At 46.1% G+C, this 16,940-nt stretch carries 17 protein-coding genes and 2 pseudogenes; 8 read left to right on the plus strand and 11 right to left on the minus strand.

Annotated elements, in window-relative coordinates; all coding sequences use genetic code 11:
• Nucleotides 1–316: 316 nt before the first annotated feature.
• The 3 genes and pseudogenes from ACRRSY_RS15410 to ACRRSY_RS15420 all read right to left on the minus strand — a co-directional run bounded on the left by ACRRSY_RS15410 (nucleotide 317) and on the right by ACRRSY_RS15420 (nucleotide 3,272).
• Entirely contained in the window at nucleotides 317–1,309 is a 993-nt protein-coding gene (locus tag ACRRSY_RS15410; RefSeq protein WP_432463610.1) for a transposase, read from the minus strand.
• Nucleotides 1,310–1,394: 85 nt separating this feature from the next.
• A pseudogene (locus ACRRSY_RS15415) lies at nucleotides 1,395–2,126 on the minus strand (transposase); the annotation flags it as partial.
• A gap of 264 nt (nucleotides 2,127–2,390) precedes the next feature.
• Entirely contained in the window at nucleotides 2,391–3,272 is an 882-nt protein-coding gene (locus tag ACRRSY_RS15420) for a LysR family transcriptional regulator (protein ID WP_432463611.1), read from the minus strand.
• A 141-nt stretch (nucleotides 3,273–3,413) separates the two neighbouring features.
• Between ACRRSY_RS15420 and ACRRSY_RS15425 the strand changes: the two genes are divergently transcribed.
• Together ACRRSY_RS15425 and ACRRSY_RS15430 are read left to right on the plus strand one after the other, a co-directional pair.
• Entirely contained in the window at nucleotides 3,414–4,673 is a 1,260-nt protein-coding gene (locus ACRRSY_RS15425) for an adenylosuccinate synthase (protein ID WP_432463612.1), read from the plus strand.
• Nucleotides 4,674–4,822: 149 nt separating this feature from the next.
• Nucleotides 4,823–5,173, plus strand: a pseudogene (locus tag ACRRSY_RS15430) (adenylosuccinate synthetase); the annotation flags it as partial.
• 219 nt (nucleotides 5,174–5,392) lie between these two features.
• Here the strand turns inward: ACRRSY_RS15430 and ACRRSY_RS15435 are convergent.
• Nucleotides 5,393–6,127, minus strand: a complete 735-nt coding sequence (locus tag ACRRSY_RS15435; protein ID WP_432463613.1) for a hypothetical protein — start codon at nucleotides 6,125–6,127, stop codon at nucleotides 5,393–5,395.
• A gap of 87 nt (nucleotides 6,128–6,214) precedes the next feature.
• The gene (locus ACRRSY_RS15440) at nucleotides 6,215–6,913 is read right to left on the minus strand and encodes a hypothetical protein (RefSeq protein WP_432463614.1); all 699 of its coding nucleotides are present in this window, start codon (nucleotides 6,911–6,913) and stop codon (nucleotides 6,215–6,217) included.
• 365 nt (nucleotides 6,914–7,278) lie between these two features.
• Between ACRRSY_RS15440 and ACRRSY_RS15445 the strand changes: the two genes are divergently transcribed.
• Complete coding sequence (locus ACRRSY_RS15445; RefSeq protein WP_432464729.1) at nucleotides 7,279–7,524, plus strand: phage integrase N-terminal SAM-like domain-containing protein; 246 nt, start codon at nucleotides 7,279–7,281, stop codon at nucleotides 7,522–7,524.
• A gap of 162 nt (nucleotides 7,525–7,686) precedes the next feature.
• Here the strand turns inward: ACRRSY_RS15445 and ACRRSY_RS15450 are convergent, their stop codons facing one another.
• The gene (locus ACRRSY_RS15450; RefSeq protein WP_432463615.1) at nucleotides 7,687–8,226 is read right to left on the minus strand and encodes a hypothetical protein; all 540 of its coding nucleotides are present in this window, start codon (nucleotides 8,224–8,226) and stop codon (nucleotides 7,687–7,689) included.
• Nucleotides 8,223–8,579, minus strand: a complete 357-nt coding sequence (locus ACRRSY_RS15455) for a DUF805 domain-containing protein (RefSeq protein ID WP_432463616.1) — start codon at nucleotides 8,577–8,579, stop codon at nucleotides 8,223–8,225. The genes ACRRSY_RS15450 and ACRRSY_RS15455 overlap by 4 nt, the downstream gene beginning before the upstream one ends.
• A 218-nt stretch (nucleotides 8,580–8,797) precedes the next feature.
• On the opposite strand from ACRRSY_RS15455, the gene ACRRSY_RS15460 reads away from it, so the two are divergent.
• Entirely contained in the window at nucleotides 8,798–9,853 is a 1,056-nt protein-coding gene (locus ACRRSY_RS15460) for a helix-turn-helix domain-containing protein (protein ID WP_432463617.1), read from the plus strand.
• Nucleotides 9,854–9,944: 91 nt separating this feature from the next.
• Here ACRRSY_RS15460 and ACRRSY_RS15465 read toward each other — a convergent pair whose 3' ends face one another.
• The 4 genes from ACRRSY_RS15465 to ACRRSY_RS15480 form a co-directional block, all read right to left on the minus strand.
• Nucleotides 9,945–11,438, minus strand: coding sequence for a sensor histidine kinase (locus ACRRSY_RS15465; RefSeq protein WP_432463618.1), 1,494 nt, complete (start codon nucleotides 11,436–11,438; stop codon nucleotides 9,945–9,947).
• On the minus strand, nucleotides 11,428–12,129 hold the full coding sequence (locus tag ACRRSY_RS15470) for a response regulator transcription factor (protein ID WP_432463619.1): 702 nt from the start codon (nucleotides 12,127–12,129) through the stop codon (nucleotides 11,428–11,430). The genes ACRRSY_RS15465 and ACRRSY_RS15470 overlap by 11 nt, the downstream gene beginning before the upstream one ends.
• A 62-nt stretch (nucleotides 12,130–12,191) precedes the next feature.
• A complete protein-coding gene (locus tag ACRRSY_RS15475; RefSeq protein ID WP_432463620.1) occupies nucleotides 12,192–12,890 on the minus strand; it encodes a spondin domain-containing protein in 699 nt (232 codons plus the stop codon).
• A gap of 9 nt (nucleotides 12,891–12,899) precedes the next feature.
• Nucleotides 12,900–13,598, minus strand: a complete 699-nt coding sequence (locus ACRRSY_RS15480; RefSeq protein ID WP_432459795.1) for a spondin domain-containing protein — start codon at nucleotides 13,596–13,598, stop codon at nucleotides 12,900–12,902.
• Between the two features lie 469 nt (nucleotides 13,599–14,067).
• Between ACRRSY_RS15480 and ACRRSY_RS15485 the strand changes: the two genes are divergently transcribed.
• From ACRRSY_RS15485 to ACRRSY_RS15500, 4 genes are read left to right on the plus strand one after another with little or no spacing between them, the layout of a single operon-like run.
• On the plus strand, nucleotides 14,068–14,853 hold the full coding sequence (locus tag ACRRSY_RS15485) for a transporter substrate-binding domain-containing protein (protein WP_432452342.1): 786 nt from the start codon (nucleotides 14,068–14,070) through the stop codon (nucleotides 14,851–14,853).
• A gap of 13 nt (nucleotides 14,854–14,866) precedes the next feature.
• Nucleotides 14,867–15,535: an amino acid ABC transporter permease gene (locus ACRRSY_RS15490; RefSeq protein ID WP_432452341.1), complete on the plus strand. Its 669-nt coding sequence runs from the start codon at nucleotides 14,867–14,869 to the stop codon at nucleotides 15,533–15,535.
• Between the two features lie 11 nt (nucleotides 15,536–15,546).
• Nucleotides 15,547–16,197 carry an amino acid ABC transporter permease gene (locus tag ACRRSY_RS15495; RefSeq protein ID WP_432452340.1) on the plus strand — a complete coding sequence of 217 codons (651 nt, stop codon included), beginning with the start codon at nucleotides 15,547–15,549 and terminating at the stop codon, nucleotides 16,195–16,197.
• Nucleotides 16,190–16,912, plus strand: coding sequence for an amino acid ABC transporter ATP-binding protein (locus tag ACRRSY_RS15500; RefSeq protein WP_432456161.1), 723 nt, complete (start codon nucleotides 16,190–16,192; stop codon nucleotides 16,910–16,912). Before ACRRSY_RS15495 ends, ACRRSY_RS15500 begins: the two co-directional genes overlap by 8 nt.
• Nucleotides 16,913–16,940 lie beyond the last annotated feature (28 nt).

A 16,940-nucleotide genomic window follows, 5' to 3' on the forward strand; every position in this document is an offset into this window, starting at 1 on the left:
ATAAAAACTATAGGACAGTAACAGTATTAGTGAAGTGAACACAACTGCAATCATTTAGTCCTCAGGCGTTAATCATGCTGATTGGTGGCTGAATTCAAGCGAAGCATGAAGCGAAGCATGGACATCCATGATAAAAAACACAAAGACAGTAACAACGTTAATGAACTGAACACCACTGCAATCATTTAGTCCTCAGGCCGTTGTCATGCCAATTAACGGGTAAGTTTGCAAAAATGGCTCATTTCGATGATTTTTGAACCAATGCACGCCTCAGCAAGGCTGATGGAGAATGAATGGTTCGAAAGTAAGCTCGCACTTAAGTGCGATTTAGCAAACGTTTGCTGCAACTTAAACCGGCCGTTCGTTTATGCCCCATATGCTGATGGTATTGTCTGAGCAAGCGCTCTTTACCGACTGCGCCAGAAAAGTGCCGTTCAAACTCACCGCTTAAAATCAGCCACTGCGCTTCATTTATCCCTAAGCGTTGGATGATGGAACTTTCGCTACTGTCGATGTCACCCCGTTTATCCTCTCTTACCGTGCGTCCGGTCATATCAACCAACTCAAGATAGTCTTTCAGCTCAAAGGGTAAGCCTTGGGGCATCGGCTCTCTTGGGTTACCCACAAAGGGAAACAGGTTTGTTGCCTGGGCTTGTTTTAGCTGAGCGGCTTTTGCTCGTCGCTGTACGCTGGTATGAGCGGAGCCCTCTGGTGTACTCGCCATCTTGGCTCTGATGGGGTTTAGGTCTACGTAAGCCATACACGCCATGAGTGCGGCTTCATCCAAAAGCGCTTGGGATTTAAAGCGTCCTTCCCAAAATCGACCGGTACATTGGTCTTCTTGATTGGCGGCTCGCGCAATGTGTTCGTTTAAATGGCGCATAAACCAGCTTAAGTCATACAGGCGAGTCCGATACACTTCGGCGGTGGCGCGAATGGCCTGCAGTTGCACCTCACTTAACTGCGGACGTAGCTCAAGATTGAGATACATCTGAGTCAGTAAGGTCCCCTGATGCAAGCTATGCCAGCGTTCTAAGACTTCATCCATTGACCAAGCTTCTGCTTGCGGCTGATTAACATGTAGCACGAGGTGGGTATGATTACTCATGACAGCATAAGCACAGACATCAATGGCGAACACCGACGCTAATTTGAGCAGATAATCCTCGACCCACTGGCGGCGGTGCTCATAGCTTTTACCAGTTTGTTGGTCTTCGCCACACAGAAACGCCCGTCGAACACAACGGGAAACACAATGATAGTAGGGGGTATCCGATAAGCTCACTTGCGAGCGTCTTGACCGAGGCATAATGTTAACTCCCCCAAATAAATCACTATTGATAGTTTAGACTATTATGTGGCGTTTCGTTAGTTAGGGTGGGTGTCATAGTTATTACCCCAAAGGGTAAGCCTTGGGGCATCGGCTCTCTTGGGTTACCCACAAAGGGAAACAGGTTTGTTGCCTGGGCTTGTTTTAGCTGAGCGGCTTTTGCTCGTCGCTGTACGCTGGTATGGGCCGAGTCCTCTGGTGTACTTGCCATCTTGGCTCTGATGGGGTTTAGGTCTACGTAAGCCATACACGCCATGAGTGCGGCTTCATCCAAAAGCGCTTGGGATTTAAAGCGTCCTTCCCAAAATCGACCGGTACATTGGTCTTCTTGATTGGCGGCTCGCGCAATGTGTTCGTTTAAATGGCGCATAAACCAGCTTAAATCGAAGAGTCGAGCCCGATAGACTTCGGCGGTGGCGCGAATGGCTTGTAGTTGCACCTCACTTAACTGCGAACGTAACTCAAGGTTGAGATACATCTGAGTCAGTAAGGTGCCCTGATGCAAACGATGCCAGCGTTCTAACACTTCATCCATTGACCAGACTTCTGCTTGCTGCGGATTAACATGTAGCACGAGGTGGGTATGATTACTCATGACAGCATAAGCACAAACATCAATGGCGAACACTGACGCTAATTTGAGTAAATAATCCTCGACCCACTGGCGGCGGTGCTCATAGCTTTTACCGGTTTGTTGGTCTTCGCCACACAGAAACGCCCGTCGAACACAACGCGAAACACAATGATAGTAGGGTGTATCCGATAAGCTCACTTGCGAGCGTCTTGACCGAGGCATAATGTTAACTCCCCCAAATAAATCACTATTGACAGTTTAGACTATTAAAAGCGTTTCGTTAGTTGAGGTGGGTGTCATGATTATTTTTGAGTTGGGGTGGGTGTCATGATTATTTTTGATGATTATGATTACTGAGATTGAACCTTCTAGCCTTTCCGCGATCAGATCGTTAAACCGCAATAATCAGGTAATGCTGAAATGGATGTCATATTTATTATAGTTATTATAATACTGCAATGGGTGTCATAGTTATTAATATAGTTATTAATATTCGTTTCGATTCTCTTGCAACAAAGTAATCCCTTGATTCACCCAATGAAGAAGTTGCTTGATGGCTTTCGATAAAATCTGGTTTTGCCGAACAATGTAACCTAGCTCTGTCGTAGGAAAATCAGCTAAAGGTGTGACTAATGACTTGAGATAACGCGGCGTTGACAGTGCAAACTCTGGAACAATAGCCACTCCGAACCCCGCTTCTGCCCAATCAATTTGCGCATCTACGCTGCCAACCTCCATCACTCTATAATTAGTTAAATTGAGCGTAGGTAATGCGTTATCAATGAGATCTCTGGTACGGGTATCATGACCGAGCAAGATCAAGGTTAACTCTTTGTCTTGCTCTGTACCTCGTTCAAACCCAAAGCCTAATGCAACCCACTTTACCTGCTGTAATTCAACAAAATGCAATGGTTGCGTCTGTTTTTGGGAGATAACAAACCCTAGGTCAGCCTCAGCATTTCTAACAAGTTCAGAAGCTTGCGATGACGTGGTATTTAATAACACGATATCGATTCCTGGGTACTCACCTTTAAACAACTTAAACGCTTCAATGAGTAACATACGAGAGATAATGTCGCTGGCCGCGATAGTAATCGTACCTTTATTCAGATCATTAAGAGCATTAAGATCAGCTTGGCAAACCTGTAATTCTTGTAACGTTCGTTGGCTACTTTCAAGTAAGCGTTCACCCGCTTGAGTTAAGTGGAATGGGCTACGTTCAATGAGCTTAACGCTAGTAGCTTGCTCTAATTGTTTAAGGTGTAAACTGACATTTGGTTGAGTCATATGCAATGCAATTGCAGCTTTGCCAAAATGCTTGCATTCCGCCAACGTAACAAAAGTTTTAAGCCAATGGATATCCAGCATCGTTTCACCTTTTATGTGGGCTAAGCTAAGCGATATAAATATTAATCATATGAAATTATTATCAAGTTAATCACTATGATTAATTTCTCTTATTAGATCGACAAGTTTAAGATGATTTCACAATCAAATCGGAGATATATTATGTCGTCTATTGTCGTTGTGGGTGCCAATTGGGGAGATGAAGGTAAAGGCCGTATTGTTGACTTTTTAGCATCAGATGCTTCTGCCAGTATTCGTTTTCAAGGTGGCAATAATGCCGGACATACCGTTGTTAATGACTTCGGCACGTTCAAACTGCACCAGCTGCCAAGCGGAATTTTCAATCCGAACTGTATTGCTGTTCTTGGCCCTGGCATGGTGATTAGCCCAGCGGCACTAACTGAAGAGATTGAAGAAGTTAAGGCAACGGGAGTGGATGTGAATTTGTGTATCTCCGATCGTGCTACCTTGTGTCTACCTCTACATGCACTTGAAGATACATTAGAAGAACAAAGACTCGGTGATGCAGCCTACGGCTCTACTCGTCAGGGTATTGCACCGGCTTACGGCGATCGTGTAATGAAGAAAGGCATTTTAGTTGGTTGGTTGAATCAGCCAGACGTACTAGAGCAGCGAATTCAATTTATGCTAGATTGGAAAATTCCTCAGTTAAAAGCCTTATACCCAGATTGCGATTACTCGCAAAGTGCAGCAGAACTTACGGCATGGTTATTAGACATAACGAAATCTTGGCGTCCATTTATTTGTAACGTCACCGAGCCTCTTAAAGCGCTGCAAGCAACCAAAGCACAGCTATTATTTGAAGCTCAATTGGGTGCTGGCCGTGATCTCGTTTATGGGGAGTACCCTTGGACAACGTCATCAAATGTGACCGCTGCCTATGCCGGTATTGGCAGTGGTTTACCAGCATTGAGGCCAGAGCGTGTTATCGCTGTCGCTAAGTCGTTTAGTTCATCAGTGGGTACAGGAACCTTAGTTACAGCGATGGAAGAACAAGATAACTTCCGAGAAAGTTCGAATGAGTACGGCGCGGTTACAGGCCGCCCACGAGATATGGGGTACTTTGATGCGGTGGCGACTCGAAATGGGGTTGAACTGCAAGCCGCAACTGAGATTGCATTAACTAAAATAGACTGCTTAAGCGGTATGAAGGACCTTAGAATCTGTATTGCTTACAATGGCGAACACAGTGAAAATCCAATTTGGCCTCAAACTGCAGAGCTGCAACCTGTTTATGAAAAAATGCAGGGATGGGATGAAGATATCACCGCTTGCCGTACTTTCGAGAGCCTTCCTCAAAGCGCGCAGGATTATATAACTCGCATCGAGGCGTTAATGGGAGTTCCGATCGTCATGGTTTCGGTTGGACCAGAACGAGAGCAAATGATCGTTCGTAGATAACGGTTTATTTAGCTAAGCCATTCAATAAAAATCTAAGCTAGAACTAGCGATAGTAGCTTAGATTTTTATCTTCTTAGTATTACGACGACTTTAAAACACACTTCTGAATATAAATGAGTTTGGACAGGAACAAATACCGCTAGTTAACGATGGGTGTCTTAGATATATTAGTGGCGACTCGAAATGGGGTTGAACTGCAAGCCGCAACTGAGATTGCATTAACTAAAATAGACTGCTTAAGCGGTATGAAGGACCTTAGAATCTGTATTGCTTACAATGGCGAACACAGTGAAAATCCAATTTGGCCTCAAACTGCAGAGCTGCAACCTGTTTATGAAAAAATGCAGGGATGGGATGAAGATATCACCGCTTGCCGTACTTTCGAGAGCCTTCCTCAAAGCGCGCAGGATTATATAACTCGCATCGAGGCGTTAATGGGAGTTCCGATCGTCATGGTTTCGGTTGGACCAGAACGAGAGCAAATGATCGTTCGTAGATAACGGTTTATTTAGCTAAGCCATTCAATAAAAATCTAAGCTAGAACTAGCGATAGTAGCTTAGATTTTTATCTTCTTAGTATTACGACGACTTTAAAACACACTTCTGAATATAAATGAGTTTGGACAGGAACAAATACCGCTAGTTAACGATGGGTGTCTTAGATATATTATGGGATGCAAAAATAATTTAATCTAACTTATTGACACCATAGTCGTTTGTTATGTTCGTGCTTTCGCGTACAACTGTTCTAACGAAGTTTCAGCGAATACCGACTTCTTCAGCACCTCACCTTTGCTAGTGACAATCTGGCATACTTTCTTGTCTACGTGCTCAATTAATTTAAGGCACTGTTCATAGTATTCAACATCCATTGTTGATGTGTGTTGAGCAATAGTGGTCAATACTGGGGGTATTCCCGCATTTTGGGCTGGGTGAAGCACTAAAATAGCTTGGGCTTTTTCATGTAAAGTAACACCTGCATGAGCAACGTACTGGTGACGCTGCTCCATTAACTCAAGATGTAATTCCTTAAGTACTGTGTCTTCTTTTTTAAACATTTCACTAAGCTCTAATTTAACTTTACGTCCTTTAGCTTGAGTAAAACATTTTCCATAAGTTACAACGAGCGAGATATACAATGATTTCAAGATATCAGCCTCGGTATCAAATTCATCTCGAACAAAAGATTGCGAACCTTCAGGGAAGTACTTTCTTGCATAATCAAGCGCCAATTTCAGCAACTTGATACAAAACTTTAAGTCTTTACGTACAAGTGAGTAGCCGGAAAAAACTTTAGCTTGGGCAGATGTCAGTTTTATAGAAGGGCAAGTTATACCGCCAGTTTTATAGTCAACAATGGTCTCATTTGTATCTGGGTCATAATAGACTTCAGACGTGATTGCCGGACTATCCTGCCCATTTAGGTCTAACAGTCTTCGGTTTAACTTATTCATATATTCTCCAGAGAACATAACGCCGCGCTTTGCGGTAAATTTGGAACGCAGCGGAAAATTTGTCCGACAACAGCGCCTTGTTAACCATTACTGCTGCTTCCACTCGATAGTCTCACCTAAGTTTTTCTTGATGTTCGTGAATGCTGCGATCCTTGATGAGCTTGGGAAACTTTGAATGAATAGGTCAATTTGCTTTTTAGCCATTGGTACATTCTGACGATACAGATATAGGAATACATACCCAGCCTCTACTTCGTGATTAAGTTTAGGGCTATAGTGATTTTTTAAAACAGATAAGCTTTTCTCTGCTTTATCTAAATATGCAGCGCCAATAGAGAGATAAAAGTATGACGCTGAAAAATTGCATGGTATTGAATGTTCGTTAGCGAGCAAACACGAATCTAGGTTACTTAGTGCCTTCTCTGCACTACCTGACACATCCATATTATGACCTTGACGATACAGCTCAGATAGTAAATAAAGCGATTTTTCGGTGTTGGAATCTACTCTATTATAAGCTTCTGCCTCAGATACCAATGTAAGCCAATTTTTATAAACTAACTCACGCTCGTTTTCATTAGTAAAACGAGGCGGGTAACTACCTATATACTTATTAAGAGCTCCAATCTCCTTTTCAAGTGATTCAAAATTCATAGTGGGTGCGTCGAGCTGTGCTGGGCTTAGCTCAAATACCTTTTCGTTAATATCTGTGCCGGGAGTTTTTGATTGTTGAGAAGCACAAGAAGCTAAAAATATTCCTGCGATTAATGTCAAAATATATTTCAATGCTCGATTCCTCAAGATGGTTAACAGTATATTAATATGCAAATTCCCATCTTTCACGCATGCGAAGTTACCACCTATCACGCACCATAGAAGCTCACACACCCTTTAATATTCAATTTTATCAACAGCATATCAGTGAATCACCATTTTGACCATGCATGAAAGATGGTAATGCATTTGCAGAAAGATGGGAACCCACTTAACTGTATATAATCACAGTACAAAGGTCGACATATGAGCCCATCATATCTCGCGTTTATCGAGGATAAAAATACGTTTAATACGCTTGAAAAAAAACAGTCCGAAGGGACTTAGCATGGATATAGCGCTTTATTTTATTCAACCCAAAACGCCATCCCAAAGACATACACAACCGAGAGGCTGAGCATTTTTTGAGCGATCTCGCTAACCAAAGGGAGCTCGCACCACAAAGTCAGGCCCTTGCCTTAAATGCACTGGTATTTTTGAGCCTGTCATTTGCCAGCCAGCTATTGCAAAGCCCATCTATAGCAACGCCCATCTATTGCAACGAGGCTCCGACATTAGAACCATTCAAGCGCAACTGGGGCGTAGCGATATCCGACCCACCCAAATCTATACTCATCTATTAAATACCGGGTCGATGACCTCGCTAGCCCCTGAGACTCGATTTAAATCGGCTTTAGCTCAAATGAAAACGAGCGCAGTCCCGTATGACTGCGCCGATGCGATGCCAACAAACTAAGCCGGTTTATTTGCCAGTCGCCACTGCCGCGGTAAAATGCGCTGCCACCTTACAAATGCGCTGCCGCCTTACAGCTCGCTTGACGCCAACGGCTGCTAAACCACGAGCTCCAAAACTTTCGCGGATGTAAGATAAAACCCTGTTGCAAACTTAGCCCTGACTCGATCCCAATATCGCCTCGCACAGCACTATTGGGCTGGCTCAGGACCCAATCTTCACTAACCACTTGCTCGCCAGCTTTCAAGCGCTCAGATACCGCTTTACTGTAAACCACCAAGCGGATCGGCTTGGCTTTGGCAATCTCGATCCCCTGACCATCAAAGCCACCCGCAATCACTGGAAATGATGGGATCACGCACACTTCGCCGGGCTCGCCTTTGGCCACATAGATCCCTTTGCCACTGATCCCATGCAAGTACAACAACTGTCCTTCGCTGGCATTTTCAACATAAACCACACCCTGTGCGCCAGCAGGAATGCTTGGCAAGTCGACTTCTTTCGCCACAATAAAGGGAATATGCGTTAATAAATAAATCAAGCTGAATAGCAACGATAAGTTCACTCCAACATTCATCAATTTGTGATTCATAAATGGCTCCCTTGTAACGGAAATTGATCAAATGCATGGCGACCCGGTAATCCGGGCTGGGCCAAAAGAAACAATAGCAACAAGGGCCCAACCAGCGGAATCACCATCAATAACAAGTACCATCCCGAACGCCCAGTATCATGTAAACGTCGAACAGTTAGCGCAAGCATCGGGAGAAAACAGCTCAAACTATACACAATATCGACCCAAGCGGTCGTCACTCCAGTGAGCTCCAAAATCAGTACGCTTAGCCCCACCAACAGGTTTACCGCAAAAAACATCCAAAATGCTTCTCTGGAACTTCGCCCACTAAACACCAACGCATATTTCCATGCTTGCCAATACCATTTCATGATTCATTCTCCACAATTAAACGCTAAGCGATACGCAGCAAAGATGCTGCAGAACCACGCTAGAATGCGGTAATTGGGGGAATGAAGCGTCCTAGAACAGGTTCGAGGACGCCCTAAAACGGGTTTAAGGACGCGGGGCGCTTCTCCCCACCGCTGAAGCTAGGTATGCTTGCCTAATGAAAATGACAACTTAGCCTTGAAAGGAAAATGGAATTATTATGTTGGCTATCCCCTTACCCATGGTGGTATCTCTGTTATTGGTGATGCTGGCGCTGAGCCTGATGGTGCAAAACCCCGAGCAAGCAAAAAATGGTGGCTTATTTTTACTGCTGTGTGCTTTAACCACTGCGGTGGTTGGCTTACGTTGGACAGTTGATGCGACGATTTTGCATTTCCTAGCCCCCATTTTGGCGTCTTTGATCCCGGTTGCCGCTTGGTATTGTTTTAGCAAAGCCCATCACGCCAAAGGTTTATCACGATTACATGCCTTGGGCCCAATACTGGTGACCCTCGCCTGGTTTATTCATAGCTGGCTCCCCCTATTAGATATCGCCTTAACCACACTTTACCTGGCTTATGGGCTTGCATTGCTGCGAAGCTCCCTAGCCAAGGATGAACTGCCGGAACAAGTACAATTATCGGCGATTGAATGGGCAAGAAAGTCAGAGCGCATCGCCGGGCTGATGTTGTTATTTTCGGCGATGATCGATACCAGTATTTCCTTAGATTTTGCCTGGTACCAAGGACAACATGCTCGCTATATTCTGAGCCTTGGGCACGCATTTTTGTTACCGATGCTGTCGTTGGCGGTGGTTTTTGTGAGCCTGAGTACCCGCGCCAGTGACCAGCAAACTGGTGCAGCAGTGCTTAAGCCCAGCGATTTGCAAAGCGCGGCTAAAGACCAAAACGCGCCTCCCTTAAGCCAGCAACAAGCCCAGCAAATAGTGCAACAGCTCGATCAACTGATGCTAAATAAACAAGCCTTTCTCGACCCCGATTTAACCCTTGATCGCTTATCTCGTAAACTGGGGATCCCGGCGCGAAAAATATCGATTGCAGTAAATCAAATATACGGCCGCAACGTGTCCAAGGTGGTTAACGAATACCGTATCACCCAAGCCAAAAACTTAATGGCGAATAGCCATGACACCCTCACTCAAATTTACCTGAATGCCGGTTTTCAAACTAAATCTAACTTTAATCGTGAATTTAAACGGGTAACTGGCCAAAGCCCCAGTCAGTTTCGAGACTCACTCAATCACGCCAAGCCTTAAACCGCTAGTTTCCAAGTCCCCCGCCAAGCTTAACTTTGGGCACCGTGCTTAACAGTGCTTAACAGTGCTTCGCCATCTGGCCGAGCCCCAGTTAAGCCGGTTTATCCAGCGCAAAGCTAAATTGGCTTCCCTCACCTAAACAAGAATCAACGGTAATGCTGGCGTGATGTAATTGCACAATCCGCTTCGCAATGGCCAGACCCAGGCCACCGTGAGCGCTGCGATCCTGAGTTCGGTTTTCCGCCCGATAATGGGCATCAAAAATATACGGTAGATCATCGGCGGGAATGCCTGAGCCGGTGTCACTCACCACAATATTGAGTTTGTGTGGCTCTTGGTGTTGCTGAATGCGCACGCTAATTCGATCGCCGATACTGCAATGACGAATGGCGTTTTCCAGCAGGTTAGTAAATACCCGCTCGATCCGTTGAATATCGGCGTTTACCATTAACGATGGATCTTGAGGCTCTACCTGCATCAGCAGCTGCTTGGCTTGCGCAGCTAAATGTAATTTTTGCATCACATCTTGCGCCAATTCGGCAATCGCCACCGGCTCCTGATTGAGCGTCGCCGACTCGCTGTCCAGATGGGCAAGTTCAAACAACTGCTCCACTAAGGCACTGGTTTTACGGGCACTGCTTAGTGCCACCTGAATCAACTTTTCGCCTTCGTCGATGCTTAAATCGCGATGTTTCAATTGCCAGGTTTCTAGGTATCCCTGCAAGGATGCCAGCGGAGTTCTTAAATCATGCGATACATAAGAGACTAGCTCACGGCGCAATTGGTCGGTATCCTTCACCTTTTGATATTGACCTTGAATGGTGGTGGCCATATGACTAAAGGCCGCACCCAGCTTTTGCACCTCGTCGTAGGAGTTATTTTGCCAATGCTCGGCAATGTTGGCGTTTTTCTCTAAACCCTCTTGTTGGAATTGATCGATATCTTTGGCGAGGCGACGCAATGGCTTGGTGAGCAGCCCAAATACCAACACCACCACCAACAAACTAAAGCCCAAAATGAAAAACAAACCAATCAGGCTGAGCTTCATAATATGACTACTTTGTAAAAGCTCGGCCACGCTGTCGTAGATCTCGCCACCAATAATGATATATAGGTAAGCTTTTAGCCCGCTTGCATCGCGTATTTCTGCCGCCGAAAATATTTTACTCCGGCTGTTAGAACGAGGATCTTGACCAACAATTGGCACCACATGCCCCCCCTGAATGAAAGCCCGGATCGGGCTTAAGTCAATTTGGGTGCGTTTAATTTTTTGCGGGTCGGCTGAATAAGTCAGCACCTTACCTTGCGGATCCAGAATATAAAATTCGAAACTTGGCCCCAGGATCATCATCGAATGAAAAGCTGCCTCAATCGCCTTGGGATCGAGCTGACCATCTTGAAATAACTGCTGATCATTCACCAGGTATTCAGCCAACTTTAGGTGTAACTTCTGCTCGATTTCATTTTGATACTGTTGTGAGCTTTGATGGGCCAAGCCAAGCAGCAAGATCCCCGCCAAGATAAAACAAGCCACAACCGCCAACACTAATTTGCTATAGAAAGAGCTGAGCAAGCTAAACATCATTAAATTTATACCCCACGCCCCATACGGTGAGAACATACTGAGGATGAGAGGGATCGCTTTCCAACTTCGTGCGTAAGCGATTGATGTGCGAATTCACCGTGTGCTCATAGCCGCTGTGTTGATAACCCCACACTTCATCTAATAATTGAGTGCGGCTAAACACTAAACCCGGCGATTTAGCCAGATAATAAAGCAAGTCAAACTCGGTGGAAGTAAGCTCCACCACATGCTGAGCCACCGAGACCTGACGCCGCGCCACGTCGATGCTTAAGTCTTGGCGCTGCATTAACTGCGGTTCGGGGTGATTCTGAGATTGCTGCAACAGGTCAACTCGGCGCAGCATTGCCTTCACCCGCGCCTGTAACTCACGCACACTAAAAGGTTTGGTAAGATAGTCATCGGCCCCCATTTCTAAACCCACCACCCGATCGGCTTCTGAATCCCGTGCGGTTAACATTAATATCGGGGTATTAACCTGCCGAGCCCGTAATTGCTGACAAATATCCAGGCCATTCATCCCCGGCAACATCAGATCTAATACAATTAAATCGAAGGCTTGTTGGCTGGCTTGGATAAAACCTTGGCCCCCATGATCACAACTTTCCACCTGATACAGCAGGTCACCGAGGTTCATAACGATTAAATTATTGATATCGTGGTCATCTTCAATCACCAAGATCCGTGCTGACATAAATGCTCCATAGCAGCTTAAATAGGTACGTCCGCAACTTTGCGGACGTCCCCATGGGGTGCTTAATCGATACGAGTGATCACCACCCGACCGACCTGATTCGATAAACGATGTTGGGGCATTAATACCGATGCAGCATCGTCTGCTTGAGTCACTAGACCGGGATGACGGGAAACTTTATTCATCACATCGTCACGAATTGCCGAAAATCCCTCACCGCCGTCGGCTGGACCGGGAATGGTGCCAGCCGCTTCGCTATTGGCTTCGGTGCCAGCATCATAGGCGGGCAAAGGATAAGTCAGGGTTTCACCCACCATCACCTTGGAGAGATCCAAAGCATTCAATCCGCTAAAGGCATCATTGCTGTTCACCAACATACTTGCCAATGACAAACGCATATCGTGGCGCGCCGCTGCAGTAATCATCAAACTATCTGTGTCGCCGGGGCCAACCGCCCCAGCGCCAAGCATGGCGACATCCTTGCCATTAAACGTGGCCACTAAAGCACTTGCATCACCGCCTTCAGCCAAGGTTTCTAAAGCCAAACTTGCCGGTGCACCAATGCTCCACAGCTGTATCGCGCTATCGTGGATCGCTAACATAACTGGCGATAAAGCCTGCGCTGCGGTATCGTTGTATATGGTAACTTGATAACTTTGCATCGCAGCGCTGCTGCTTACATCGTCAGTGCCGCAGGCGCTTAAGCCTGCTGCCAGCAGCCCGATGGTCAAGGCTCGCTGAGTAAATTTTAAGATAGCCATCATTGCTCCTTACTTCACGGTAACCTGTACTTTAGCTACTGGGTTTAACCAGCGATGAATACGGCTATCTACATCACTGATGCCGCCGCTGGCATCACTATCGCCCACATTACCGGGGTGAATATGAATATTGCTGTTGCTAGAAACAGTCGTCACGCCGCTAGCCCCCGTTCCGCCATGCATTCCCGGATCGGCCGGAATTCCCGGAGTCCCCGGTGCGCCGCCGCCATTAATGATTTCATCGTTAGCTTCGGTTCCCGCATCATAAGCGTTCATATAAAAGGTATAGGTTCCCGCTTCGCTGGGAATTTGCCAGCTGTCGATGCCAACAAAACCATCATTGGTCGGCAACATCATCGCCACAATGCTCAACTGAGTATTGGCACCTGTATCCATATCGCTCAGCATGGCTTGGCTAGTTGGCGCTAATAAACCGCTGGCCGGATTTTGCACCGATACCGCAGCAATACCATCGGCAATGCTAACTAAGCCGGAAATATCTCCGCCTTCGGCCATCGCTTGCAGTGCACTTGAAGCCGCTTGACCCACCTCAAACAGATGGCTATCGGCAGCGTGTGCGGTCACGAGTAATGGGGTGAAGTAAATGCCTTGTGTTAGGTTAGTAATTTTTACATCGAGCATTGCGGCGTGGCTTAAGCTGCTTACCGCAAGCAGTGGCAGTGCCAATAAAGATGACTTGAGATCCATGATTCGCTCCTTTTGTGGTCCTAAATTAACAGTCGCACTCAGCTTAAACAGCAGCTATCCCAAGCAGCTCACGAACTTATCACGTTTTTATCACAGGCCATAAAATCCTTATTTAACAATCAATTAAAGATAAAAGTAATTGACTCACCTCACTTAAAACCTACCCTCTGCCCAATATTAGTCACGCTCAACGCTTCATTAGGCGTTTCGTTAATCGCTTGATGCGCTAACAGAGCTGCACCGAAGTGCAACATTTGCCCTCAAAATGTGCAATTCGTCATACAAACCAAGCTAAAAATCTCCGCGAGCGACCGTTTCCGTCTCATCAACACCGAATTAAGCCCTTGTAATCTATTACGAATTAAAATTTTAAATGGATATTTTGGTGACTGGCTCAGTTGTTGCAAAAACAAACCCACAAGATTCAATCGTTTCAACTTTATTTCAATACACTCGCAAAGGAAGCACTATGTTTAAAATTAAATCTCTACTCGCTGGCGCCGCAATTGCGCTTAGCATGTTCAGCTCAACTTTGGTTCAAGCCAATCAGCTTGACACTTTAACCCAGCGCGGCGTACTAAAAGTGGCGGTTCCACAAGATTTTCCGCCATTTGGCTCGGTAGGTAGTGACCTGCAACCTCAGGGCTATGATATCGATATGGCCAGTTATCTTGCGAAAGAACTGGGGGTGAAATTAGAGCTTGTGCCCGTCACCAGCGCGAACCGCATTCCTTACTTACAAACGCGTAAAGTTGATTTGGTTATTTCGAGTCTGGGTAAAAACCCAGAACGCCAAAAAGCCATCGACTTTAGTGATGCTTATGCGCCATTTTTCTTGGGTGTATTTGGTAGCGAAGACGTGAAAGTGACCAGCGCCGCTGATCTCGCTGGAAAAACCATTGGGGTAACCCGAGGTGCAGTAGAGGATATTGAACTAAGCAAGTTAGTCGATAGCTCGACCACCATTAAGCGCTTTGAAGATAATAACACCACCTTATCGGCCTACTTATCCGGTCAAGTCGAGCTAATCGCTACCGGTAACCTAGTGGCTACCGAAATTGCCAAACGCGTCCCAGATCGTAAACCGATGACCAAATTCATGCTGAAGAATTCGCCTTGTTATGTGGGTGTAATGAAGGGTGAAGACGCCTTAGTTGCCAAGGTGAACAGCCTGATAGCCAAAGCTAAAAGCCAAGGTGAACTAGAAAAACTATCACTAACTTGGTTTAAAACCTCCCTTCCTGCAGGCCTTTAAATCGGAGAGACTAATGAGCTACCAGCTGGATTTTGCGGGCCTAGTGCCCTATTTACCGGAGTTAAGCAAAGGTTTACTCACCACCGCCGAGCTCACCTTATATTCCACTGTTGCCGGTATTTTACTTGGCACCGCTGGGGCTGCTGGCCGTGTGAGTCAGAAACCTTGGCTGCGGTGGCTCATTAGCAGCTACGTTGAAGTAATTCGTAATACTCCATTTATTGTGCAGTTGTTTTTTATTTTCTTTGGTTTGCCCGCACTGGGTTTTAAGCTAAGTGCTTGGCAAGCGGGTTGTTTAGCGATGGTGATCAACCTGGGTGCCTACCTGACCGAAATTATTCGAGCAGGCATAGAAGCCACTCCCAAAGGTCAGTGGGAAGCTGGTAAAACGCTCGGGCTAAGCCATTGGCAAATTTTTAGCCGAGTCGTCTTACCTACGGCTTTTCAACGGATTTATCCGGCGCTGGTCAGCCAATGCATTATTGTGATGTTGGGATCGGCTGTGGTGTCGCAAATCTCGGTTGAAGAACTCACTTTTTCCGCCAACTTTATTCAGTCTCGAAACTTTTTAAGCTTCGAATCGTATTTGGTCACCGCACTGATCTATTTGCTGCTAGCTATTGCAATGCGTCAGTTATTCGAACTCGGTGCTCGACGCATGTTCAAAAATCCAAGCTTATAGGAAGCCCAATAATGACGCAATTTACCGATTGGGACATTTTACGTAACTTATTATTGGCAGCACGCTGGACCCTTTTATTATCGCTAATAGCCTTTGCCAGCGGTGGTTTAGTGGCCCTGCTGCTTACCTTTATGCGGGTCAGCCGTAACCCAGTATTGGGGGCAATTGTAAGAGGCTACGTAGAACTCTTTCAAGGGACGCCTCTGCTGATGCAGTTATTCCTGATCTTTTTTGGTTTGTCCCTAGTCGGAGTCGATGTGAACGCTTGGACGGCGGCCATTATTGGCTTAACCCTGTTTACCAGCGCCTTTTTATGCGAAATATGGCGTGGTTGTATTGAGTCGCTCAACAAAGGTCAGTGGGAAGCGGCTCGCACTCTGGGTTTAAGCTTCTTACAAACCATGCGCTATATTATTCTACCGCAAGCGCTCAAAGTGGCCGTGGCGCCAACCGTTGGCTTCTCGGTACAAGTGGTTAAGGGCACCGCCCTCACTTCCATTATCGGCTTTGTTGAACTGACCAAAGCAGGCACCATGCTGAACAATGCCACCTTTCAACCCTTTAAGGTATTTGCCTTAGTCGCCGCCCTATATTTCCTACTGTGTTTTCCACTGTCGCTGTACAGCAAGTATCTGGAGAAAAAACTCAATGTCGCTGGTTAGTATTGAAAAAATTCATAAATATTACGGTCAACACCACGTTTTAAAAGGCGTCGACTTAAAAGTGAAGGCCGGAGAGGTCATTTCGATCATCGGTCGTAGTGGCTCTGGTAAAAGCACACTATTGCGCTGTATTAATGGCTTGGAGCCTTTTCAAGGTGGCGCTATTATTGTCGACAAACAAGCCGTGAGCGATGATGAAAGACAGCTGCGTTTACTGAGTCGTAGTGTGGGCATGGTGTTCCAAAACTTTAATTTATTCCCCCATATGACTACCGGGGAAAACATCATGTTAGCGCCGAAATTGGTATTAAAGAAAAGTGAGGCCGAATGCCGCGCCCTGGCCGAGTCGGTATTAGCCAAAGTTGGCCTGGCCGATAAGTTTGACCAATACCCCACCAGCATGTCGGGTGGTCAGCAACAACGTGTGGCAATTGCCCGCTCGCTGGCAATGTCGCCCAAGGTGCTGTTGTGTGACGAGATCACCTCAGCGCTTGACCCGGAGCTGGTCGGAGAAGTTCTCAAAGTGCTGGAGCAGCTCGCCGCCGAGGGCATGACCCTTATTTTGGTGACCCACGAAATGAACTTTGCCCGTGATGTGGGTGATAGAGTGGTATTTATGCACCAAGGCAAAGTATGGGAAACAGGCGAGAGTAAGGCCGTTTTTGCCAATCCTCAGACCAGCGAATTACAAAGCTTTATTTCGGCGGTGCTGTAATCGCATCAAGCCATAGCGAAACCAAGGA

The sequence above is a fragment of the Agarivorans sp. QJM3NY_33 genome (genome assembly GCF_050870865.2).
GTDB lineage: Bacteria > Pseudomonadota > Gammaproteobacteria > Enterobacterales > Celerinatantimonadaceae > Agarivorans.